The sequence below is a fragment of the Streptomyces sp. enrichment culture genome (assembly GCF_964273145.1).
Taxonomy (GTDB): domain Bacteria; phylum Actinomycetota; class Actinomycetes; order Streptomycetales; family Streptomycetaceae; genus Streptomyces.
On the sequence record NZ_OZ186873.1, the window covers coordinates 3713290 to 3735824 of the forward strand.

At 70.9% G+C, this 22535-nt stretch carries 18 protein-coding genes; 15 read left to right on the plus strand and 3 right to left on the minus strand.

Annotation, left to right across the window (positions count from 1 at the left end):
* Positions 1-655 precede the first annotated feature (655 nt).
* Genes ACSU6Z_RS16830 through nuoN form a run of 14 tightly spaced genes read left to right on the plus strand, consistent with a single transcriptional unit; the run spans position 656 to position 16723 of the window.
* Positions 656-1015 (plus strand): NADH-quinone oxidoreductase subunit A, encoded by a 360-nt coding sequence (locus tag ACSU6Z_RS16830; RefSeq protein WP_003956195.1) that lies wholly within the window; start codon positions 656-658, stop codon positions 1013-1015.
* 13 nt (positions 1016-1028) lie between these two features.
* Positions 1029-1583: a NuoB/complex I 20 kDa subunit family protein gene (locus ACSU6Z_RS16835; protein ID WP_007383964.1), complete on the plus strand. Its 555-nt coding sequence runs from the start codon at positions 1029-1031 to the stop codon at positions 1581-1583.
* Positions 1580-2326 carry an NADH-quinone oxidoreductase subunit C gene (locus ACSU6Z_RS16840; RefSeq protein WP_437046582.1) on the plus strand — a complete coding sequence of 249 codons (747 nt, stop codon included), beginning with the start codon at positions 1580-1582 and terminating at the stop codon, positions 2324-2326. Before ACSU6Z_RS16835 ends, ACSU6Z_RS16840 begins: the two co-directional genes overlap by 4 nt.
* Positions 2323-3645, plus strand: coding sequence for an NADH-quinone oxidoreductase subunit D (locus ACSU6Z_RS16845; RefSeq protein ID WP_437046584.1), 1323 nt, complete (start codon positions 2323-2325; stop codon positions 3643-3645). The genes ACSU6Z_RS16840 and ACSU6Z_RS16845 overlap by 4 nt, the downstream gene beginning before the upstream one ends.
* A complete protein-coding gene (gene nuoE / locus ACSU6Z_RS16850; protein ID WP_437046586.1) occupies positions 3642-4502 on the plus strand; it encodes an NADH-quinone oxidoreductase subunit NuoE in 861 nt (286 codons plus the stop codon). Before ACSU6Z_RS16845 ends, nuoE begins: the two co-directional genes overlap by 4 nt.
* Positions 4502-5851, plus strand: coding sequence for an NADH-quinone oxidoreductase subunit NuoF (gene nuoF, locus ACSU6Z_RS16855; RefSeq protein ID WP_437046588.1), 1350 nt, complete (start codon positions 4502-4504; stop codon positions 5849-5851). The genes nuoE and nuoF overlap by 1 nt, the downstream gene beginning before the upstream one ends.
* On the plus strand, positions 5848-8352 hold the full coding sequence (locus ACSU6Z_RS16860; protein ID WP_437046589.1) for an NADH-quinone oxidoreductase subunit G: 2505 nt from the start codon (positions 5848-5850) through the stop codon (positions 8350-8352). Before nuoF ends, ACSU6Z_RS16860 begins: the two co-directional genes overlap by 4 nt.
* Entirely contained in the window at positions 8349-9725 is a 1377-nt protein-coding gene (gene nuoH / locus ACSU6Z_RS16865; protein ID WP_437046591.1) for an NADH-quinone oxidoreductase subunit NuoH, read from the plus strand. The genes ACSU6Z_RS16860 and nuoH overlap by 4 nt, the downstream gene beginning before the upstream one ends.
* Positions 9718-10368 carry an NADH-quinone oxidoreductase subunit NuoI gene (gene nuoI, locus ACSU6Z_RS16870; protein WP_437046593.1) on the plus strand — a complete coding sequence of 217 codons (651 nt, stop codon included), beginning with the start codon at positions 9718-9720 and terminating at the stop codon, positions 10366-10368. The genes nuoH and nuoI overlap by 8 nt, the downstream gene beginning before the upstream one ends.
* Positions 10365-11207: an NADH-quinone oxidoreductase subunit J gene (locus ACSU6Z_RS16875; protein ID WP_437046594.1), complete on the plus strand. Its 843-nt coding sequence runs from the start codon at positions 10365-10367 to the stop codon at positions 11205-11207. Before nuoI ends, ACSU6Z_RS16875 begins: the two co-directional genes overlap by 4 nt.
* Positions 11204-11503, plus strand: coding sequence for an NADH-quinone oxidoreductase subunit NuoK (gene nuoK / locus ACSU6Z_RS16880; RefSeq protein ID WP_437017246.1), 300 nt, complete (start codon positions 11204-11206; stop codon positions 11501-11503). The genes ACSU6Z_RS16875 and nuoK overlap by 4 nt, the downstream gene beginning before the upstream one ends.
* A gap of 35 nt (positions 11504-11538) precedes the next feature.
* The gene (nuoL, locus tag ACSU6Z_RS16885; RefSeq protein WP_437050351.1) at positions 11539-13491 is read left to right on the plus strand and encodes an NADH-quinone oxidoreductase subunit L; all 1953 of its coding nucleotides are present in this window, start codon (positions 11539-11541) and stop codon (positions 13489-13491) included.
* Positions 13492-13496: 5 nt separating this feature from the next.
* Positions 13497-15068: an NADH-quinone oxidoreductase subunit M gene (locus tag ACSU6Z_RS16890; RefSeq protein WP_437046596.1), complete on the plus strand. Its 1572-nt coding sequence runs from the start codon at positions 13497-13499 to the stop codon at positions 15066-15068.
* On the plus strand, positions 15065-16723 hold the full coding sequence (gene nuoN / locus ACSU6Z_RS16895) for an NADH-quinone oxidoreductase subunit NuoN (RefSeq protein WP_437046597.1): 1659 nt from the start codon (positions 15065-15067) through the stop codon (positions 16721-16723). Before ACSU6Z_RS16890 ends, nuoN begins: the two co-directional genes overlap by 4 nt.
* A gap of 92 nt (positions 16724-16815) precedes the next feature.
* Here the strand turns inward: nuoN and ACSU6Z_RS16900 are convergent, their stop codons facing one another.
* Positions 16816-17571 (minus strand): hypothetical protein, encoded by a 756-nt coding sequence (locus ACSU6Z_RS16900; protein WP_437046599.1) that lies wholly within the window; start codon positions 17569-17571, stop codon positions 16816-16818.
* Positions 17572-17849: 278 nt separating this feature from the next.
* Here ACSU6Z_RS16900 and recQ point away from each other — a divergent pair, with 278 nt between their 5' ends.
* Complete coding sequence (gene recQ / locus ACSU6Z_RS16905; protein ID WP_437046601.1) at positions 17850-19826, plus strand: DNA helicase RecQ; 1977 nt, start codon at positions 17850-17852, stop codon at positions 19824-19826.
* Positions 19827-19882: 56 nt separating this feature from the next.
* Here recQ and ACSU6Z_RS16910 read toward each other — a convergent pair whose 3' ends face one another.
* Positions 19883-20821 carry a M56 family metallopeptidase gene (locus tag ACSU6Z_RS16910; protein WP_437046602.1) on the minus strand — a complete coding sequence of 313 codons (939 nt, stop codon included), beginning with the start codon at positions 20819-20821 and terminating at the stop codon, positions 19883-19885.
* 204 nt (positions 20822-21025) lie between these two features.
* Entirely contained in the window at positions 21026-22237 is a 1212-nt protein-coding gene (fahA, locus tag ACSU6Z_RS16915; protein WP_437046604.1) for a fumarylacetoacetase, read from the minus strand.
* Positions 22238-22535 lie beyond the last annotated feature (298 nt).

Sequence of the window (22535 nt, forward strand, 5' to 3'; positions counted from 1 at the left end):
GTGTCGCCCTCTCCTGACGCCGTAACGGACATTACGGACGCAACGTAACCCCCCTGTGATCACGGCCTTTCGCCGATACGCCCGAATTGCCCTCCGCTTACCACTTGTTGGGATGGATGGCCAAGCCCGGTTTCCGGGGGGCTCCCGTGAATGTGGCAGAGGTCACGGAACGGTTACCGCTGCGGCCGCGTCCTGTGTGCGCCCACCCGTGGGGAGGAGTTCGTGAACGCGTGCACGCATCCGCGAGGCGCTCCGCCCCTCTCTCAAGGGGCGAGGGTGCCTCTATCAAAAGATCGATTCCGGCGCCAATTTGCATGCAAGGGAAGACTCTTGATATTGAGGCGAATCTTCTGACCAGCGATGACGAGTGGATATGTCACGTATGGTGACCACTCGGATGCTTCTTGTGCGAAGATCGCCGCTCATCCGACTTCATGATCCTTCGTCAGGTGGTGGAGATCACAAAGCTCGTGCGATACCCCGTGTCGCAGATCACAGAGCGGCAGGCATAAGATGCGAGGCAGTTGGGCTTGTGACCTGCTTCACATGTTCGCGATCTTCGCCGGGACGAGCGGGGTTCGTGGGACTGCCGGGGCGGCTGTGAGCCCGATGCACACCGCCAGCAGTCAGTGCCGACTGAGAGGAGCGAGGAGCGGTGAACGCGTATGCGCCCATCCTCGTACTGGGAGCCCTCGGGGCAGGCTTTGCGATCTTCTCCGTGGTGATGGCCACGCTGATCGGTCCGAAGCGGTACAACCGGGCCAAGCTCGAGGCCTACGAGTGCGGTATCGAACCGACCCCCACGCCGGCCGGCGGCGGGCGTTTCCCCATCAAGTACTACCTGACGGCGATGCTCTTCATCGTCTTCGACATCGAGATCGTCTTCCTCTACCCCTGGGCCGTCAGCTTCGACGCCCTGGGGCTTTTCGGGCTCGTGGAGATGCTGCTCTTCGTGCTCACCGTCTTCGTCGCGTACGCGTACGTATGGCGGCGCGGCGGCCTGGAATGGGACTGAGGGGCCTTTAGTCATGGGACTCGAAGAAAAGCTGCCGAGCGGATTCCTGCTCACCACCGTCGAGCAGGCCGCGGGCTGGGTGCGCAAGGCGTCGGTCTTCCCCGCCACGTTCGGCCTCGCCTGCTGCGCCATCGAGATGATGACCACCGGTGCCGGCCGCTACGACCTGGCGCGCTTCGGCATGGAGGTCTTCCGCGGCTCACCGCGCCAGGCGGACCTGATGATCGTCGCGGGGCGGGTCAGCCAGAAGATGGCGCCGGTGCTGCGGCAGGTCTACGACCAGATGCCGAACCCCAAGTGGGTGATCTCGATGGGCGTGTGCGCCTCCTCGGGCGGCATGTTCAACAACTACGCGATCGTCCAGGGCGTCGACCACATCGTCCCGGTCGACATCTACCTGCCGGGCTGCCCACCGCGGCCCGAGATGCTGATGGACGCCATCCTCAAGCTCCACCAGAAGATCCAGAGCTCCAAGCTCGGCGTGAACGCCGAGGAGGCCGCCCGCGAGGCGGAGGAGGCGGCGCTCAAGGCCCTGCCCACGATCGAGATGAAGGGGCTGCTGCGGTGAGCGACGCACCCAAGGACGCGAACGGCGTCAACCCCGAGAAGGCGCTCTCCGCCGAGAACCTCCCCGGCCAGCGCGGCCAGGGCGGCGAGGAGATCCGCGTCCAGCGCGGCATGTTCGGCGCGGACAACGGCGGCGACACCTCCGGCTACGGCGGCCTGGTCCGCCCGGTCCGGCTCCCGGGGCCGGCGAACCGCCCCTACGGCGGCTGGTTCGACGAAGTCGCCGACGAACTGGAGGGCGCCCTGGAGGAGCAGGGCCTGCTGCCGGAGAACGCCATCGGGAAGACGGTCGTCGACCGCGGCGAGATCACCTTCCACATCGAACGCGAGCACCTGGTCCGCGTCGCGCGGACCCTGCGCGACGACCCGGCCCTGCGCTTCGAGCTGTGCACCGGCGTCAGCGGCGTCCACTACCCCAACGACAAGGGCCGCGAGCTGCACGCCGTCTACCACCTGCGCTCGATCACCCACAACCGGGTGATCCGCCTGGAGGTCGCCTGCCCCGACGGCGACCCGCACATCCCGTCGCTGTTCTCCGTCTACCCCACCAACGACTGGCACGAGCGCGAGACGTACGACTTCTTCGGCATCGTCTTCGACGGCCACCCGGCCCTGACGCGGATCATGATGCCCGACGACTGGCAGGGCCACCCGCAGCGCAAGGACTACCCCCTCGGCGGCATCCCCGTCGAGTACAAGGGCGCCCAGATCCCGGCTCCGGACCAGCGGAGGTCGTACTCGTGAGCACTTCCCACGCAACCCCCCGCGAGACCACCGAGGGCACCGTCTACACGGTCACCGGCGGCGACTGGGACGAGGTCGTGCAGTCCGCGGCCCGCACCGACGACGAGCGGCTGATCGTCAACATGGGCCCGCAGCACCCGTCCACGCACGGCGTGCTCCGCCTGATCCTGGAGATCGAGGGGGAGACCGTCACCGAGGCCCGCTGCGGCATCGGCTACCTGCACACCGGCATCGAGAAGAACCTCGAGTACCGCACGTGGACGCAGGGCACCACGTTCGTGACGCGCATGGACTACCTGACGCCGTTCTTCAACGAGACGGCGTACTGCCTCGGCGTCGAGAAGCTCCTCGGCATCGAGGACCAGGTCCCGGACCGGGCCTCGGTCATCCGCGTGCTCCTGATGGAGCTCAACCGGCTCTCCTCCCACCTGGTGTGCATCGCCACCGGCGGCATGGAGCTCGGCGCCACCACCATCATGATCTACGGCTTCCGCGACCGGGAGCTGATCCTCGACATTTACGAGTTGATCACCGGCCTGCGGATGAACCACGCCTACATCCGCCCCGGCGGACTCGCCCAGGACCTGCCGCCCGGCGCGGTGGACCAGATCCGCGAGTTCGTGAAGAAGATGAAGAAGAACCTCCCGGAGTACGACAAGCTCGCCACCGGGAACCCCGTCTTCAAGGCCCGCATGCAGGACGTCGGCTACCTGGACCTGGCCGGCTGCATGGCCCTCGGCGTGACGGGCCCGATCCTGCGCTCCACCGGCCTGCCGCACGACCTGCGCAAGGCCCAGCCGTACTGCGGCTACGAGACGTACGACTTCGACGTCCCGACCGCCGACACCTGCGACGCCTACGGCCGCTTCCTGATCCGCCTGGAGGAGATGCGCCAGTCGCTCAGGATCGTCGAGCAGTGCCTGGACCGGCTCCAGCCCGGCCCGGTGATGGTCGCCGACCGGAAGATCGCCTGGCCCGCCCAGCTCGCCCTGGGACCGGACGGCCTCGGCAACTCCCTCGACCACATCAAGAAAATCATGGGCACCTCCATGGAGGCCCTGATCCACCACTTCAAGCTGGTCACCGAGGGCTTCCGCGTCCCGCCGGGACAGGCGTACGCGGCGGTCGAGTCACCCAAGGGCGAGCTCGGGGCGCACGTCGTCTCCGACGGCGGCACCCGCCCCTACCGGGTCCACTTCCGCGACCCGTCCTTCACCAACCTTCAGGCCATGGCGGCGATGTGCGAGGGCGGCCAGGTCGCCGACGTCATCGTCGCCGTCGCGTCCATCGACCCCGTGATGGGAGGCGTCGACCGGTGACCACCAGTCCTTCGGAGCGGGAAGTCGGCCTGGGCATGCCCGAGCTGCCCGCGCCCGACTACCCGGCCGACGTCCGCGCCCGCCTGGAGACCGACGCGCGCGAGATCATCGCCCGCTACCCGGACTCCCGCTCCGCCCTGCTGCCGATGCTGCACCTCGTGCAGTCGGAGGAAGGGCACGTCACCCGCACCGGCATGCGGTTCTGCGCCGACCTGCTCGGCCTGACCACCGCCGAGGTCACCGCGGTCGCCACCTTCTACACGATGTACCGGCGCAAGCCGAGCGGCGACTACCAGGTGGGCGTGTGCACCAACACGCTGTGCGCCGTCATGGGCGGCGACGCCATCTTCGAAGAGCTCCAGGAGCACCTGGGCGTCGGCAACGGCGAGACCACCGGCGACGGCAGGGTCACCCTGGAGCACATCGAGTGCAACGCCGCCTGCGACTACGCGCCGGTCGTGATGGTCAACTGGGAGTTCTTCGACAACCAGACCCCGGCGAGCGCCAAGCGCCTCGTCGACGACCTGCGCGCGGGGCGGCCGGTCACGCCCACGCGCGGGGCGCCGCTGTGCACCTTCAAGGAGACCGCGCGCATCCTGGCCGGCTTCCCCGACGAGCGGGAGGGCGCCGTCGAGGCGGGGGGAAGCGCGGGACCCGCCTCCCTGATCGGCCTGAAGCTGGCCAAGGGCGAGACCGCTCCCGCGCGCGTGGTGCACCCGCGCGGCGCGGCCCCCCAAGGCGCGCCGCCCCACGAGCCGTCCCCGGCCGAGCACCTCAGTTCCCACGACGCGCCACAGGACACATCGGCCTCCGACCCCGAGCACCCCGCAGGGCCCACCGCCGAGGAGGGGGAGTGATGACCTTGACGACCGAGATCAAGGACACCAGCCCGGAAAAGCTGCTCGCACCCGTGCTGTCGGCCTTCTGGGACGAGGAGGGGTCCTGGACGCTGGACGTCTACCGGAGGCACGAGGGCTACGAGGGGCTCCGCAAGGCGCTGGCCATGTCACCGGACGACGTGATCGCCTACGTGAAGGACTCCGGTCTGCGCGGTCGCGGCGGCGCCGGCTTCCCCACCGGGATGAAGTGGCAGTTCATCCCGCAGGGGGACGGCAAGCCCCACTACCTCGTCGTCAACGCCGACGAATCGGAGCCCGGGACCTGCAAGGACATCCCGCTCCTCTTCGCCAACCCGCACAGCCTCATCGAGGGCATCGTGATCGCGTGCTACGCCATCCGGTCGTCGCACGCCTTCATCTACCTGCGGGGTGAGGTCGTCCCCGTCCTGCGGCGGTTGCACGCGGCCGTACGCGAGGCCTACGCGGCGGGCTACCTCGGCACGAACATCCTCGGCAGCGGACTCGACCTCGAACTCACCGTGCACGCGGGCGCGGGCGCGTACATCTGCGGTGAGGAGACCGCGCTGCTGGACTCGCTCGAGGGCCGCCGCGGCCAGCCGCGGCTGCGGCCCCCCTTCCCCGCCGTCGCGGGCCTCTACGCGTGCCCGACCGTGGTGAACAACGTCGAGTCGATCGCGTCGGTACCCGCGATCATGCACCGGGGCAAGGAGTGGTTCCGCTCGATGGGGAGCGAGAAGTCCCCGGGCTTCACGCTCTACTCCCTGTCCGGCCACGTCGCCAACCCCGGCCAGTACGAGGCGCCGCTCGGGATCACCCTGCGCCAGCTGCTCGACATGAGCGGCGGCATGCGTCCCGGGCACCGCCTCAAGTTCTGGACGCCGGGCGGCTCCTCGACGCCGATGTTCACCGACGAGCACCTCGACGTCCCCCTCGACTACGAAGGGGTGGGCGCCGCGGGTTCCATGCTCGGCACGAAAGCCCTCCAGTGCTTCGACGAGACGACCTGCGTCGTCCGCGCCGTCACCCGCTGGACCGAGTTCTACGCCCACGAGTCCTGCGGCAAGTGCACGCCCTGCCGCGAGGGCACGTACTGGCTCGTCCAGCTGCTGCGTGACATCGAGGCCGGCAAGGGCGCCATGTCCGACCTCGACAAGCTCAACGACATCGCCGACAACATCAACGGCAAGTCCTTCTGCGCCCTCGGCGACGGCGCCGCCTCGCCGATCTTCTCCTCGCTCACGTACTTCCGCGAGGAGTACGAGCAGCACATCACGGGCCGCGGCTGCCCCTTCGACCCGGCCAGGTCCACGGCCTGGGCCGACCACCGTACGGAGGTGAACGCATGACGGTGACCACCAGCGCTCCCTCCTCGGGGGGCGAGGCGGCACTCCCGCCGGAAGACCTCGTGACGCTGACGATCGACGGCATCGGGATCAGCGTGCCCAAGGGCACCCTGGTCATCCGGGCCGCCGAGCAGCTCGGCATCGAGATCCCCCGCTTCTGCGACCATCCGCTCCTCGCCCCGGCCGGCGCCTGCCGCCAGTGCATCGTCGAGGTCGAGGGCCAGCGCAAGCCCATGGCGTCCTGCACCATCACGTGCACGGAGGGGATGGTGGTGAAGACGCACCTGACCTCGCCCGTCGCCGAGAAGGCGCAGAAGGGCGTGATGGAGCTGCTGCTCATCAACCACCCGCTGGACTGCCCGGTCTGCGACAAGGGCGGCGAGTGCCCGCTGCAGAACCAGGCGATGTCGCACGGCAACGCCGAGTCCCGCTTCGAGGGGAGGAAGCGGACCTACGCCAAGCCCGTGCCGATCTCCACGCAGGTGCTGCTCGACCGGGAGCGGTGCGTGCTGTGCGCCCGCTGCACCCGCTTCTCCAACCAGATCGCGGGCGACCCGATGATCGAGCTGATCGAGCGGGGCGCGCTCCAGCAGGTGGGCACCGGCGAGGGCGACCCCTTCGAGTCGTACTTCTCCGGCAACACCATCCAGATCTGCCCCGTCGGCGCGCTGACCTCGGCGGCGTACCGATTCCGCTCCCGCCCCTTCGACCTGGTCTCCTCGCCGTCGGTGTGCGAGCACTGCTCCGGAGGCTGCGCCACCCGCACCGACCACCGGCGCGGCAAGGTCATGCGGCGGCTCGCGGCGAACGACCCCGAGGTCAACGAGGAGTGGATCTGCGACAAGGGACGCTTCGCGTTCCGGTACGCGCAGCTGCGGGACCGGCTGCAGACGCCGCTGGTGCGCGACGCGGAGGGCGAGCTGCGGCCGGCCTCGTGGCCGGACGCCCTCCAGATCGCCGCGCAGGGGCTGCTCGCCTCCCGGGGCCGCACCGGTGTCCTGACCGGCGGGCGGCTCACCGTGGAGGACGCCTACGCGTACAGCAAGTTCGCGCGCGTGGCGCTCGGCACCAACGACATCGACTTCCGCGCGCGCGTGCACAGCGGCGAGGAGGCCGACTTCCTGGCCGCCCGGGTCGCCGGACGCGGCCGTGACCTCGACGGCGACGGCGTCACGTACACCGCGCTGGAGAAGGCGCCCGCCGTCCTGCTGGTCGGGTTCGAGTCCGAGGAGGAGGCACCCGGCGTCTTCCTGCGGCTGCGCAAGGCGTGGCGGGGACACGGGCAGCGGGTGTTCGCGCTGGCCACGCACGCCACGCGCGGTCTGCGAAAGGCCGGCGGCACGCTGCTGCCGGCCGCTCCGGGCACCGAGACCGAGTGGCTGGACGCGCTCGCGAGCGGCGTCGGCCTGGAGGGGGACGGCGCCCGGGCCGCCGAGGCGCTGCGCACCGAGGGCGCGGTGATCGTCGTCGGCGAGCGGCTGGCCGGTGTGGCCGGTGGCCTGACCGCCGCCGTCCGGTTCGCCTCGGCGACCGGCGCCCGCCTGGCGTGGATCCCGCGCCGGGCGGGGGAGCGCGGCGCGGTGGAGGCGGGCGCGCTGCCGTCGCTGCTGCCGGGCGGGCGCCCGGCCACCGACCCGCGCGCGCGGGAGGAGGTCGCCGCCGTCTGGGGCGTCGCCGCCCTGCCGCACCGCTACGGCCGCGACACCGGCCAGATCATCACGGCCGCCGCGACCGGTGAACTCCAGGCGCTGCTGGTGGCGGGCGTGGAGGTGGCCGACCTGCCCGACCCGGCCCGCGCGCGGGCCGCTCTCGCCGAGGTCGGCTTCCTGGTCTCGCTGGAGCTGCGGCCCAGCGAGGTCACCGCACTCGCCGACGTGGTGCTGCCGGTGGCGGCGGTCGCCGAGAAGGCCGGCACCTTCCTCAACTGGGAGGGCCGGGCCCGCTTCTTCGAGGCCGCGCTCAAGCCCGACCAGATGACGCACCGCCCGTCGCCCACCGACGCGCGGGTGCTGCAGATGCTGGCCGACGCCATGGACGTCCACCTGGGGCTGCCGGACCTGCGGACCGTGCGCGCGGAGCTGGACCGGCTCGGCACCTGGGACGGTCCCCGGGCCGGCGAACCGCTCCAGACCGCGGGCGTGCTGCCCCGGCCGGCCGCCGGGGAGGCCGTGCTGGCCGGACACCGGCTGCTGCTCGACCGGGGCGTCCTCCAGGAGGGCGACGAGGCGCTCGCCGGTACCCGGCACGCCGCACCCGCGCGCCTGTCGCCCGCCACGGCCGCCGAGGCCGGCGTCGGTCACGGCGACCTCCTCGCCGTGACCGGGCCCGCCGGGACCGTCGAACTCCCGCTGGCGGTCACCGAGATGCCCGACCGCGTGGTGTGGCTCCCGCTGAACTCCACAGGCGGCGGCGTCGCCTCCGACACCGGGGCGCTGCCCGGCTCCCTCGTCCGCATCGGCCCGGCGAACCCCGCCGCCGGCGTCCACCAGGAGGTGGAGGCATGAGCCCGTACCTCGCCGCCGAGGACCTCTCGATGTTCGGCCGCGACCCGTGGTGGCTGGTCGTCGTCAAGGCGGTGTTCTGCTTCGCCTTCCTGATGGTGACCGTGCTGATCGCCATCGTCATGGAGCGCAAGGTCGTCGCCTGGATGCAGCTGCGCATCGGCCCCAACCGGCACGGCCCCTGGGGCATGCTCCAGTCGCTCGCCGACGGCGTCAAGCTGATGCTCAAGGAGGACATCGTCGTCAAGCGCGCGGACAAGGCGGTGTACGTCCTCGCGCCGATCGTCGCGGCCGTCCCGGCCTTCATGGCGGTCGCGGTGATCCCCTTCGGCCCGTCGGGCAACGAGATCTCGGTCTTCGGCCAGCGCACCACCATGCAGCTCACCGACCTGCCGATCGCGATGCTCTACATCCTCGCGGTCGCCTCGGTCGGCATCTACGGCATCGTGCTGGCCGGCTGGAGCTCGGGCTCCACGTACCCGCTGCTCGGCGGACTCCGCTCCTGCGCGCAGATGATCTCCTACGAGATCGCCATGGGCGCCGCGTTCGCCTCCGTCTTCCTCTACTCGGGGTCGATGTCGACGTCGGCGATCGTCGAACAGCAGGCCGACCGCTGGTACATCCTGCTGCTGCCGGTCTCCTTCGTCCTCTACGTCGTCACCATGGTCGGCGAGACCAACCGCGCCCCCTTCGACATGCCGGAGTCCGAGGGCGACCTGGTCGGCGGCTTCAACACCGAGTACTCGTCGATCAAGTTCGCGATGTTCATGCTCGCCGAGTACGTGAACATGGTGACGGTCTCGGCGGTCGCCACCACCCTCTTCCTCGGCGGCTGGCGGGCCCCGTGGCCGGTCAGCACCTTCTGGGAGGGCGCGAACCACGGCTGGTGGCCGCTGCTCTGGTTCGTGGTCAAGGTCCAGCTCCTGCTGTTCTTCTTCGTCTGGCTGCGCGGCACCCTCCCGCGGGTCCGCTACGACCAGCTGATGAAGCTGGGCTGGAAGGTCCTCATCCCGGTCTCCCTGGTGTGGCTGATGCTCGTCGCCACCATCCGGGCCCTCAGGAACGAGAACTACGACTTCACCGACATCGCCCTCTACGTCTGCGCCGGCGTCCTCGTGGTGCTGCTGCTGTCCTTCGTCGCCGACATGTACCGCGACAAGGCGAAGCGGGCCGAGCCGCCCGCGGAGGAACCGGCCGCCTTCGACCCGATGGCCGGCGGGTTCCCCGTACCGCCGCTGCCCGGACAGGAGCTGCCGCCGGTGCCGCGCCGCCGCCCGCGCAGGGAGCGGGAGTTGATCGCCAGTGGCGGACCGGAGACCCAGGGTGACGGACCTCTGGGCGGACCTACGGATGGAAAGGAGGCGTCCGATGGCTGAGGAGCCCCAGGAGGCCGGGCGGTCGAAGCCCGGCTTCCAGAACCCCGTGGCCGGCTTCGGCGTGACCTTCAAGGCCATGTTCAAGAAGCGGCTGACCGAGCAGTACCCGGAGCAGGGCAAGACCACCGCTCCGCGCTTCCACGGACGGCACCAGCTCAACCGCCATCCGGACGGCCTGGAGAAGTGCGTCGGCTGCGAACTGTGCGCCTGGGCGTGCCCCGCCGACGCCATCTACGTCGAGGGCGCGGACAACACGGACGAGGAGCGCTACTCGCCGGGCGAGCGGTACGGCCGCGTCTACCAGATCAACTACGCCCGCTGCATCCTGTGCGGGCTGTGCATCGAGGCGTGCCCCACGCGCGCGCTGACGATGACCAACGAGTTCGAGCTGGCGGACTCCAGCCGCGCCGACCTCATCTACACCAAGGAGCAGCTGCTGGCCGGCCTGGAGGAGGGCATGGTCGAGCCGCCGCACGCCATGTACCCCGGCACGGACGAGCAGGACTACTACCGGGGCGCGGTGACCGGGGCCGCGCCCGGTACGGAGCGGCAGACCGTCCACTCCGAGGGCGAGGTCGTCCAGGAGGCCGCCTCGACCTTCGGCGGGGAGGAACCGGCGTCGGAGAAGGTGATCGGCCGATGACCGCGCAGCTCGCCGCCTACTCCACCTCCACCGGAGAGGCCGTCCAGTTCTGGGTCCTCGGCACGATCGCCGTGATCGGCGCCCTGTGCACCGTCTTCATGAAGAAGGCCGTCCACAGCGCGCTCTGCCTCGCCGGAACCATGATCATTCTCGCGGTGTTCTACCTCGCCAACGGCGCCTACTTCCTCGGGGTCGTGCAGATCGTCGTCTACACCGGCGCGGTCATGATGCTGTTCCTCTTCGTGGTGATGCTCGTCGGCGTCACCGCGGCGGACTCCCTGAAGGAGACCATCCGCGGCCAGCGCTGGCTGGCCCTGCTGTGCGGGCTCGGCTTCGGCACCCTGCTGATCGCGGGCATCGGCAACGCCTCCCTGAAGGAGTTCGGCGGCATCGGCCAGGCGAACGCCGGCGGCAACGTCGAGGGCATCGCGGCCCTCCTCTTCACCCGGTACGTCTTCGCATTCGAGATCACCGGCGCGCTGCTCATCACGGCCGCCGTCGGTGCCATGGTGCTCACCCACCGGGAGCGCACCGAGCGGGCCAGGACCCAGCGGGAGCTGGCCGAACAGCGGGTGCGGGAGGGCACGTACCTGCCGCCGCTGCCCGCGCCCGGCGTGTACGCCCGGCACAACGCCGTCGACATCGCGGGCCTGCTGCCCGACGGCACCCCGTCCGAGCTCACCGTCAGCAAGACGCTGCGCGAGCGGGGCCAGATCCGGGACGTGTCGCGGGAGGCCCTCAACGACCTGCGGGCCCTGGAGCAGCGCGCCGAGGAGCGCCTGGAGCGCAAGGGCACCGCTCCGGCGACCTTCAAGCGGTCCGAGGAGGCGTCGAAGTGAACCCCGTCAACTACCTGTACCTCGCGGCCCTGCTGTTCACGATCGGCGCCACCGGCGTGCTGGTCCGGCGCAACGCGATCGTCGTCTTCATGTGCGTGGAGCTGATGCTCAACGCCTGCAACCTCGCGTTCGTGGCCTTCTCCCGCATGCACGGCAACCTCGACGGCCAGATCACCGCCTTCTTCACGATGGTCGTCGCCGCCGCGGAGGTCGTGGTCGGGCTCGCGATCATCGTGTCCCTGTTCCGTTCCCGCCACTCGGCCTCGGTCGACGACGCCAGCCTGATGAAGCTGTGAGGGGTCGCTGAACCGTGACTAACGCAGAGAACCTGATGGCGCTGCTGGTGGCGGCGCCCCTGCTCGGAGCGGCGGTCCTGCTGTGCGGCGGACGCCGGCTGGACGCCGTCGGCCACTGGATCGGCACGCTGCTGGCTGTCGTGTCCTTCGCGCTCGGCCTGGTGCTGTTCACCGACATGCTCGGCACGGACGCCGCCCACCGCACCCTGACGCAGCACCTGTTCAGCTGGATCCCCGTCGAGGGGTTCCAGGCCGACGTCGCCTTCCGGCTCGACCAGCTGTCGATGACGTTCGTGCTGCTGATCACCGGCGTCGGCTCCCTGATCCACCTGTACTCGATCGGGTACATGGAGCACGACGAGCGGCGCCGCCGCTTCTTCGGCTACCTGAACCTGTTCCTCGCGGCGATGCTGATCCTCGTCCTCGCCGACAACTACCTGCTGCTGTACGTCGGCTGGGAGGGCGTCGGCCTCGCCTCCTACCTGCTGATCGGCTTCTGGCAGCACAAGCCGAGTGCCGCGACGGCCGCGAAGAAGGCGTTCCTGGTCAACCGCGTCGGCGACATGGGCCTGTCCATCGCGATCATGCTGATGTTCCTGTGGTTCGGCACCTTCGCCTTCGGGCCGGTGCTCGGCACCCACGAGGACCCCGGGCTCGCCGGGGCGGCCGGCGAGGGCAAGCTGACCGCGATCGGCCTGATGCTGCTGCTCGCCGCCTGCGGCAAGTCCGCCCAGGTGCCGCTGCAGTCCTGGCTCGGGGACGCGATGGAGGGCCCGACCCCGGTCTCGGCCCTCATCCACGCCGCGACCATGGTGACGGCGGGCGTGTACCTGATCGTCCGCTCCGGCGCGATCTTCGACGGCGCCCCCGACGCGCAGCTCGTCGTCACCGTCGTCGGCGCGGTCACGCTGCTGTTCGGTGCGATCGTCGGGTGCGCGAAGGACGACATCAAGAAGGCGCTCGCCGGGTCGACCATGTCGCAGATCGGCTACATGGTGCTCGCCGCGGGCCTCGGCCCCGTCGGCTACGTCTTCGCGATCATGCACCTGGTGACGCACGGCTTCTTCAAGGCCGGGCTGTTCCTCGGCGCCGGCTCGGTCATGCACGGCATGAACGACGAGGTCGACATGCGCCGCTACGGCGGCCTCAGGAAGTACATGCCGGTCACCTTCGTCACCTTCGGCCTGGGCTACCTCGCCATCATCGGCTTCCCCGGCCTGTCCGGCTTCTTCTCCAAGGACAAGATCATCGAGGCGGCGTTCGCCAAGGGCGGCACCGAGGGCTGGATCCTCGGCGGCGTGGCCCTGCTGGGCGCGGCCGTCACGGCGTACTACATGACGCGCGTGATGCTGATGACCTTCTTCGGCGAGGAGCGCTGGCGCCACGCCCCGACGCCCTCCCCGGCCGAGCCGGACGTGGAGCCCGCCGCCGCGACGCGCGGCGAGTACAGCGCGCCGCACCCGCACGAGTCCCCGAGGACCATGACGATCCCGATGATCGTGCTGGCGGTGGGATCGGTGGCCGGCGGCGCCTTCTTCAGCATCGGCGACCGCTTCCTGCACTGGCTGGAGCCCATCACCGGCCACGACCACGGGCACGCGCCGATCAGCGCCCTGACGGTCACGCTGTGCACGGTCGCCGTGATGGCCGTCGGCGTCGCGCTCGCCTGGGCGCAGTACGGCCGCCGCCCGGTCCCGGCCGTCGCCCCGCGCGGGTCGCTGCTCACCCGGGCCGCCCGGCGGGACCTGCTCCAGGACGACTTCAACCACGTCGTCCTGGTCCGCGGCGGCGAGCACCTCACGCGCTCCCTGGTCTACGTCGACCACACCCTGGTCGACGGCGTCGTCAACGGCACGGCGGCCTCGGTCGGCGGCCTGTCCGGGCGGATGCGCAGGCTGCAGAACGGCTTCGCGCGCTCGTATGCGGTCTCGATGTTCGGCGGTGCGGCGGTCCTCGTCGCCGCGACCCTGCTGATGAGGGCGGTCTGATACCGATGTCCTTTCCCCTGCTGACAGCGACGGCGGTGCTCCCCGCCGTCGGGGCGATCGCCACGGCCGCCGTGCCGGCCGCGAAGCGCACCGCGGCCAAGTGGCTGGCGCTGCTGTTCTCGCTGGCCACGCTCGGCCTGGCGATCGCAGTGCTGGTGCGCTTCGATCCGGACGGCGACCGCTACCAGCTCACCGAGTCCCACTCCTGGATCGCGGAGTTCGGGGTGCGCTACGAGCTCGGCGTGGACGGCATCGCGGTGGCGCTGATCGCGCTGACCGCCGTGCTCATCCCGTTCATCGTCCTCGCGGGCTGGCACGACGCCGACCCGCTGGAGACCGGAAGCAGGCGCTGGCGGCCCACGCAGGGCTTCTTCGCCCTGATCCTGGCCGTCGAGGCGATGGTGATCATCTCCTTCGCGGCCACCGACGTCTTCCTCTTCTACATCTTCTTCGAAGCCATGCTGATCCCGATGTACTTCCTCATCGGCGGCTTCGGGGACCGGGCCCACGAGCACGGCGAGAAGACGGCGGCGACGCAGCGGTCGTACGCGGCGGTGAAGTTCCTCCTCTACAACCTGGCCGGCGGCCTGATCATGCTGGCCGCGGTGATCGGCCTGTACGTGGCCGCCGGGACCTTCTCCCTCACCGAGATCGCCGAGGCGCGGGCCGCCGGCGAGCTGACCATGGCGACCGGCACCGAACGCTGGCTGTTCCTCGGTTTCTTCCTCGCCTTCGCGGTGAAGGCGCCGCTGTGGCCGCTGCACACCTGGCTGCCCAACGCGATGGGGGAGGCCACCGCCCCGGTCGCCGTGCTCATCACGGCGGTCGTCGACAAGGTGGGCACCTTCGCGATGCTCCGCTTCTGCCTCCAGCTCTTCCCGGAGGCGAGCAAGTGGGCGACGCCGGTCGTCCTCGTCCTGGCGCTGATCAGCATCATCTACGGGGCGCTGCTCGCGGTCGGCCAGCGCGACATCAAGCGGCTGGTGGCGTACGCGTCGATCTCGCACTTCGGCTTCATCATCATGGGCATCTTCGCGATGACCAGCCAGGGCCAGTCCGGGGCGACGCTCTACATGGTCAACCACGGCATCTCCACCGCCGCGCTGATGCTGGTGGCGGGCTTCCTGATCTCGCGGCGCGGCTCGCGGCTCATCGCCGACTACGGGGGGGTCCAGAAGGTCGCCCCGGTGCTCGCCGGCACCTTCCTGATCGGCGGCCTGGCCACCCTGTCGCTGCCGGGACTGGCGCCCTTCGTCAGCGAGTTCCTCGTCCTGGTCGGCACGTTCACGCGCTACCCGGCCATCGGCATCATCGCCACCTTCGGCATCGTCCTCGCCGCGCTCTACACCCTCGTCCTGTACCAGCGGACGATGACGGGCCCGGTGAAGCCGGAGGTGGCCACCATGCCCGATCTGCGGGTGCGTGAGCTGGCGGTCGTCGTGCCGCTGGTCGCCCTGCTGATCTTCCTGGGCGTCTACCCGAAGCCCGTCACGGACATCGTCGATCCGGCGGTGAGGCAGACCATGTCCGACGTCCAGAAGAAGGACCCCCAGCCCGAGGTGGAGGCGGCCAAGTGAGCGCATCAGCCGTCCACAGCCTGTGGACAACGGCGGCCGCGGCGGCCGAACCGGTCTCGAGGATCGACGCGCCGAAGTTCGAGTACGGGCAGATGGCGCCCACCCTGATCGTCGTCGGCGCGGCGATCGTCGGAGTGCTCGTCGAGGCGCTCGTACCGCGCAGGTCCCGCTACGTCACCCAGATGTTCGTGTCCGTCGTCGCGCTGGCCGCCGCGTTCGCCGCGGTGGTCGCGCTCGCGGCCGACGGGTACGGCACGACCAAGGCGCGGATCGCGGCGATGGGCGCGATCGCCGTCGACGGACCGGCCCTGTTCCTGCAGGGCACCATCCTGCTGGCCGCGCTGGTCGGCCTGTTCACCTTCGCCGAGCGGCGGCTCGACCCGGCGGCGCACGGCAACCGGGTCGACTCCTTCGCCGCGCAGGCCGCCTCCGTGCCGGGCAGCGACAGCGAGAAGGCGGCCGTGAGGGCCGGTTTCACCACCACCGAGGTCTTCCCGCTGCTGCTGTTCGCGGTCGCCGGCATGCTGGTCTTCCCGGCCGCCAACGACCTGCTGACCCTGTTCGTGGCCCTGGAGGTCCTCTCCCTCCCGCTGTACCTGCTGTGCGCGCTGGCCCGCCGCAAGCGCCTGATGTCGCAGGAGGCCGCGGTGAAGTACTTCCTGCTCGGCGCGTTCGCCTCCGCGTTCACCCTGTTCGGCATCGCGCTGCTGTACGGCTACGCGGGCTCGATGTCGTACGCGCGCATCGCCCAGGTCGTCGACGGCACGGTCCCCGACATCACCCCGGCGCTCGCCGGCACCATGGGCAACGACACGCTGCTCCTCGCCGGCGCCGGGCTGCTCGTGACGGGCCTGCTGTTCAAGGTGGGCGCGGTGCCGTTCCACATGTGGACGCCTGACGTCTACCAGGGCGCGCCGACGCCGGTGACCGGCTTCATGGCGGCGGCGACCAAGGTCGCGGCCTTCGGCGCACTGCTGCGGATCCTGTACGTCGTCCTGCCCGGCCTGCGCTGGGACTGGCGGCCGGTCATGTGGGGCGTGGCGATCGTCACCATGCTGGGCGGCGCGATCGTCGCGATCACGCAGACCGACATCAAGCGGCTGCTGGCGTACTCGTCGATCGCACACGCCGGCTTCATCCTCGCGGGCGTCATCGCGACCACGCCGGACGGCGTCTCGTCGGTCCTCTTCTACCTGGCGGCGTACTCGTTCGTGACGATCGGCGCCTTCGCGGTGGTGACGCTGGTGCGGGACGCCGGGGGCGAGGCGACGCACCTGTCGAAGTGGGCCGGGCTGGGCCGCCGCTCGCCGCTGGTGGCCGCCGTGTTCGCGGTGTTCCTGCTGGCCTTCGCGGGTATTCCGCTGACCTCCGGTTTCGCGGGGAAGTTCGCCGTGTTCAAGGCGGCGGCGGAGGGCGGCGCGGCGCCGCTGGTCGTGGTCGGTGTGATCGCGTCGGCGATCGCGGCGTTCTTCTACATCCGCGTCATCGTGCTGATGTTCTTCAGCGAGCCGCGCCCGGAGGGGCCGACGGTGGCCGTGCCGTCGCCGCTGACGATGACGGCGATCGGAGTCGGGGTCGCGGTGACGCTGGTACTGGGGGTGGCACCGCAGTACTTCCTGGATCTGGCGGGGCAGGCGGGCGTGTTCGTGCGCTGACGCTCCACCGGGCGGTACGTGCCGGCGGGACCCGGCCTCCTCGGGGGGAGGCCGGGTCCCGCCGGGCGTCCGGGCTCAGCCGCGCGGGACGGTCACGAGCACGTCACCTTCGGGTTCCAGGGGTGGAAGACCCCGCGGGGGTTGTCCTTGTGGGTCCACGCGTGCAGCGTGTAGACGACGCCGAGGCCGGGGAGCTTCTGCGGCCCGTCGAACTTCACGTCGCCGAACATGACCGGACGGTCCCAGTCGGTCTTCACGTTCTGGTCGGCGTCGCGGACGATCCACTCCACGGCTCCCAGGCGGAGCTTTCCGTGCTCGTCCTTCTCACCCTTGCCGTCCTTGCCGTCCTTGTCTTCCTTGCCGTCCTTGTCGTCTTTCTTGTCCTTCTCGTGCTTCTGGCTCTTTTCGTGCTTCTGGCCGTGCTCGTCCTGCTGGTCCTTCCGGCCCTTCTCACCCTTCTCGCTCTTCTCGTGCTTCTGGCCCTTGCCGCCCTTCTTGTCCTTCTCGTCCTTCTCGCCCTTCTCGCCTTTCTCGTCCTTCTTGTCCTTCTCGTCCTTGTGATAGACCATCGCGGCGGGCCGGGCCGGGTCGGTGGAGTTGATGAGCTGCTGCTTGACGTAGTGGTACCCCATGCCGCCCTCGCCGGAGAGCTCGGTGCACGGGCCGAGCGGAAGGTAGCCGGCCTTCCTGGCGTGCGACACCTCCCGGTACTGGTCCGTCGCGGCGCGGGTCTTGTCGAGCTGGTTCCGTCCGCCCTTGTCGCCGTGGCCGTCGGCGTGGGCGGGGGCGGTGATCAGTGAGAGGGCGGTGGTCAGGGCGAGGGCGCAGGCGGCCTTGAGGGGGGACATGTTCTCGTGTCGCTCCTTGCGGGAGGAAGGGCGCCGGTAGGCGCCCGTCGGGGCGCCGAGGGGCGCCGGTACAGGGAATGGCGGGCCTCCCCCGTCCCGCGTCAGCAGCATGGCCCGGCGCGTGGCGGTGTGCCAGGCGAGCCGCCCATTGGGCTGAGGGCGGGCGCGGCGGATCCGCAGGGCGCGCCCTGTGGATAACTCCGGGGCTGTCGGTGCGGGCACCTATCGTGGACGCAGTGGACGCAGTGGACGAGGCAGGACATACGGGGGACGGGACGATGAGCGGGACGGGCGTGATCGGCGAGATGACGGGGACGACGGCGGGCGAGGCGCTGGCCACACTGCACCGGGTCTTCGGGTACGAGGCGTTCCGGGGCGAGCAGGAAGCCGTCGTCGAACACGTGATCGCGGGCGGTGACGCTGTCGTGCTCATGCCCACCGGCGCCGGGAAGTCCCTGTGCTACCAGGTTCCGGCCCTGGTCAGGCCAGGCACGGGCGTCGTGGTGTCCCCGCTCATCGCGCTGATGCAGGACCAGGTGGACGCGCTGCGGGCGCTCGGTGTCAACGCGGGGTTCATGAACTCCACGCAGGACTTCGACGAGCGGCGGGTGGTGGAGGCCGAGTTCCTCGCCGGTGAGCTGGACCTGCTGTACCTGGCCCCGGAGCGGCTGCGCCTGGACAGCACCCTCGACCTGCTCTCACGCGGCAAGATCTCGGTCTTCGCGATCGACGAGGCACACTGCGTGTCCCAGTGGGGCCACGACTTCCGGCCCGACTACCTGGCGCTGTCCCTGCTCGGCGAGCGCTGGCCGGACGTCCCCCGGATCGCCCTCACGGCGACGGCGACGCACGCCACGCACCGGGAGATCACCGAGCGGCTGAACATGCCGGCGGCCCGGCACTTCGTGGCCAGCTTCGACCGGCCCAACATCCAGTACCGGATCGTGCCCAAGACGGACCCGAAGAAGCAACTGCTGGGCTTCCTGCGGGAGGAGCACCCCGGCGACGCGGGCATCGTGTACTGCCTCTCGCGGAACTCCGTGGAGAAGACGGCCGAGTTCCTGACCCGCAACGGCATCGAGGCGGTGCCGTACCACGCCGGCCTGGACGCGGGCACCCGCGCCGCGCACCAGTCCCGGTTCCTGCGGGAGGACGGCCTGGTGGTCGTGGCGACGATCGCCTTCGGCATGGGCATCGACAAGCCGGACGTGCGCTTCGTCGCCCACCTCGACCTGCCCAAGTCGGTCGAAGGCTACTACCAGGAGACGGGCCGCGCCGGACGCGACGGACTGCCGTCGACGGCCTGGATGGCGTACGGGCTCAACGACGTCATACAGCAGCGCAAGCTGATCCAGTCCGGTGAGGGCGACGAGGCGTTCCGGCGGCGGGCCGCCCAGCACCTGGACGCGATGCTCGCGCTGTGCGAGACGGTCCGGTGCCGCCGCGGCCAACTGCTCGCCTACTTCGGCCAGGAGGCCGACCCGGCGGGCTGCGGCAACTGCGACACGTGCCTCACCCCGCCGGAGACCTGGGACGGCACGATCGCGGCGCAGAAGCTGCTGTCGACGGTGGTGCGGCTGAAGCGGGAGCGCGGGCAGAAGTTCGGCGCCGGGCAGATCATCGACATCCTGCTGGGCAAGCGCACCGGCAAGGTGATCCAGTTCGACCACGACCAGCTGTCCGTCTTCGGTATCGGTACGGAGCTGACCGAGGGTGAATGGCGGGGTGTCGTGCGGCAGTTGCTGGCGCAGGGGCTGCTCGCGGTCGAGGGGGAGTACGGCACGCTGGTGCTGACCGACGCCAGTGGGGCGGTGCTGCGGCGGGAGCGGGAGGTGCCGCTGCGCAAGGAGCCGAAGAAGCCGGCGGCCTCGCGGGCGGCGGCGTCCGGTTCCGGACGCGGCGAGCGGGGGCCGCGGGCCGCGGCGGCCGAGTTGCCGCAGGAACTGCTCCCCGCGTTCGAGGCGCTGCGGTCCTGGCGCGCCGAGCGGGCCCGAGAACAGGGCGTCCCGGCCTACGTCATCTTCCACGACGCCACGCTCCGGGAGATCGTCACGGCCTGGCCCACGTCGGTGGCGGAGCTCGGCGGGATCAGCGGGGTGGGGGAGAAGAAGCTGGTGACGTACGGGGAAGGGGTGCTGGAGGTTCTGGCCTCGCTGGGTGGACCGGCCCCGGCGTCCGCGCCGGAGGAGGACGCCGGGCCGGCACCGGACGCCTGGCCCGAGTCCGAGCCCGAGTCCGAGCCGGCGGATCGGTGAGGTGAACCGGTCCCCGTGCGGCCGGCACGGGCCGGATCCCGGCCGGCGTGCCGCGGTTACGCCAGCGCCGTCAGCCCCGGCGCGAAGGTGATCAGCACGGGCAGCAGGGGGACCAGCGCCGCCGCCGTCGTCGTCAGGGCCCGGTGGTGGCGGCCGAGGCGGGGCGGGGGCTCCAGGAGGCGGTCCACCCGTTCGCCGAGGAGGCGGTGGCTGGAGGCGCAGGACAGCACGCCCCGGTGCTGGTTCAGCTCGATCAGGGCCAGGGCCGTGGTCAGGTGGCCGCAGCGGCGGGAGGCGGTGTCGTCGGCGGCGAGTTCGACCAGGCGGTGGGTCTGGTCGCAGAAGTGGGCGAAGAGCGGGATGCGGGGGAAGCCGGTGGCCAGTGCGGTGGACAGGTGCAGCAGCCAGTCGTGGCGGGCGCGGGCGTGACCGCGCTCGTGGGCGAGGACGGCGTCGAGCTGGTGATCGGTGAGGCGGTGCAGGGCGCCGGTGGTGACGATCAGTTGGGGAGGGGTGCCGGGCATCCACCAGGCGTCCGGGTACTCGTCCTCCAGCACCAGGAGGGGGCCGCGTGCGCGGGGGAGGTCACCGGGCAGGTCGGGGGCGCGCTCGCGCAGGTGGGCGCGGGCCTGGGCGTGGCGCCGGCGGGCCTCGACGAGCTGGCGGGCGAGCATCGCGGTCGTCCAGGCCGCGCCGCAGGCCAGCAGCACCGTGAGGACCGCGGTCCACGGCGAGTCCGAGGAGAGGTCGTACGCCGCGGTCACCGCGGGCGGCGCCGGGGCGAACAACTGGGCGCGGACGGTGCCGAAGACGGCCGCGGCGGCCAGCGCCAGTGCCGTCAGGCAGCACAGCAGGACGGTCGCGACCAGGCACTGCCACACCCACAGCGCGACCACGGGTTCCCGCTCGGGCCACCTGGCCCGCGTCAGCGCACGCGGGACCGGTACGGCGGCGGTCAGGGCGACGACGCTCAGCAGGAGCAGGCAGACGGTCATGCCACGGGCTCCGGATCCTGGTCGGAAGGGCGGCTTCGGCTCTGGGACGTGCTCGGGACGGAGGGACGTGGCGGACACCGCGACCGTGACGACCGCGTCCGGCGTGCCGCCGCGCACACCGCCCGCCGCCAGTATGACGGGGCGGGCGGCGGGAGTCAGGCCTCGGCGGTCACCGAATCCGTGACGGCGGTCGCAGGCCCGGCGTCACCCGGCGACCACCCGTCCGGTCACCTCTCCGAGGCCCACCCGGGTCCCGGCCGGTCCCGGCGCCCACGCCGACAGGGTCACCACGTCACCGTCCTCCAGGAACGCGCGCTTGCCGTCGGGGAGTTCCAGCGGGTCGCGGCCGTTCCAGGTCAGTTCCAGCAGCGAACCGCGCTCCCGCTCGGCCGGACCGCTCACCGTGCCCGAGCCGTAGAGGTCGCCGGTGCGCAGACTCGCGCCGTTGACGGTCATGTGGGCGAGCTGCTGGGCGGCCGTCCAGTACATGGTGGAGAAGGGCGGCTCGGACACGACGTGGCCGTTGACGGCGACGGAGAGGCGCAGGTCGTAACCGCCGGGTTCCTCACCGGTGTCGTCGAGGTAGGGCAGCAGCCGGTGCGTCCGCTCCGGCGGAGCCACCCGGGCCTCCTCCAGGGCGTCCAGCGGCGTGATCCACGCCGACACCGACGTGGCGAAGGACTTGCCGAGGAACGGGCCGAGGGGCACGTACTCCCAGGCCTGGATGTCGCGCGCGGACCAGTCGTTCAGCAGGCACAGGCCGAAGACGTGCTCGCGGAAGCCGCCGAGCGGCACCGGCCGGCCCGGCTTCGACGGCACACCGACCACGAAACCGACCTCGGCCTCGATGTCCAGGCGGACGGACGGCCCGAAGACGGGGGCGGGGTCGGTGGGTGCCTTGCGCTGGCCCGACGGCCGCACGATGTCCGTGCCCGACACGACGACCGTGCCGGAGCGGCCGTGATAACCGATCGGGAGGTGCTTCCAGTTCGGGGTGAGGGGGTCCGGCGCGTCGGGGCGGAAGATGCGGCCGACGTTCCGGGCGTGGTTCTCGGAGGCGTAGAAGTCGACGTAGTCCGCGACCTCGAAGGGCAGGTGCAGGGTCACCGACGAGAGCGGGTGGAGCAGGGGCTCGACGGTCTCCCGGTGGGAGGGGACCGTCACCCACGCCGTCAGCGCGCGCCGGACGTCCGACCACGCGGTGCGGCCCGCGGCGAGCAGCGGGTTGAGGGTCGGCCGGGCGAGCAGGGAGGCGTACGGCGAGCCGAGCGCCCGCGCCGCCGCGCCGGCGTCGAGGACGTGGTCGCCGAGGCGGACGCCCACCGTCCGTTCCTGGCCGCCGGGGAGCGAGAACACGCCGTAGGGGAGGTTGTGCGGACCGAAGGGGTCGCCCTCGGGGACATCGAAGGGGGGCATGGGGTGCTGCCTCGCTTTCGTGCTCGACGTGCTCGACGCGTGTTCGGGGGCGCGGGGCGCGGGGTGCGCCATGCGTCCCGTTGTCCGTAGATCCGTGATCCGTGGTCTGTCGTCCGTGGTCCGTGGCCGGGCCACACGTTACGGGCGGCACCGGGGTCTTGGGCAGGGGCACGAGGGCGCGTCGGGGCCCGGCAGGTGGCACTCCGCTTCCGTTCGAGTGCGGGAAGTTGTCCACGGAGCGATACGCAATCTTGACGGAGCGGTGCGAACGGGGTGACTCTGGGCGGGTGCCGGAAGG

Coding starts and splice junctions, on each gene's coding strand:
- ACSU6Z_RS16860 (WP_437046589.1), top strand. CDS start 5,848: ATGACGGTGACCACCAGCGCTCCCTCCTCGGGGGGCGAGGCGGCACTC.
- ACSU6Z_RS16910 (WP_437046602.1), bottom strand. CDS start 20,821: ATGACCGTCTGCCTGCTCCTGCTGAGCGTCGTCGCCCTGACCGCCGCC.
- ACSU6Z_RS16890 (WP_437046596.1), top strand. CDS start 13,497: ATGTCCTTTCCCCTGCTGACAGCGACGGCGGTGCTCCCCGCCGTCGGG.
- ACSU6Z_RS16875 (WP_437046594.1), top strand. CDS start 10,365: ATGACCGCGCAGCTCGCCGCCTACTCCACCTCCACCGGAGAGGCCGTC.
- nuoH (WP_437046591.1), top strand. CDS start 8,349: ATGAGCCCGTACCTCGCCGCCGAGGACCTCTCGATGTTCGGCCGCGAC.
- nuoF (WP_437046588.1), top strand. CDS start 4,502: ATGACCTTGACGACCGAGATCAAGGACACCAGCCCGGAAAAGCTGCTC.
- recQ (WP_437046601.1), top strand. CDS start 17,850: ATGAGCGGGACGGGCGTGATCGGCGAGATGACGGGGACGACGGCGGGC.
- ACSU6Z_RS16900 (WP_437046599.1), bottom strand. CDS start 17,571: ATGTCCCCCCTCAAGGCCGCCTGCGCCCTCGCCCTGACCACCGCCCTC.
- ACSU6Z_RS16835 (WP_007383964.1), top strand. CDS start 1,029: ATGGGACTCGAAGAAAAGCTGCCGAGCGGATTCCTGCTCACCACCGTC.
- fahA (WP_437046604.1), bottom strand. CDS start 22,237: ATGCCCCCCTTCGATGTCCCCGAGGGCGACCCCTTCGGTCCGCACAAC.
- nuoI (WP_437046593.1), top strand. CDS start 9,718: ATGGCTGAGGAGCCCCAGGAGGCCGGGCGGTCGAAGCCCGGCTTCCAG.
- nuoL (WP_437050351.1), top strand. CDS start 11,539: ATGGCGCTGCTGGTGGCGGCGCCCCTGCTCGGAGCGGCGGTCCTGCTG.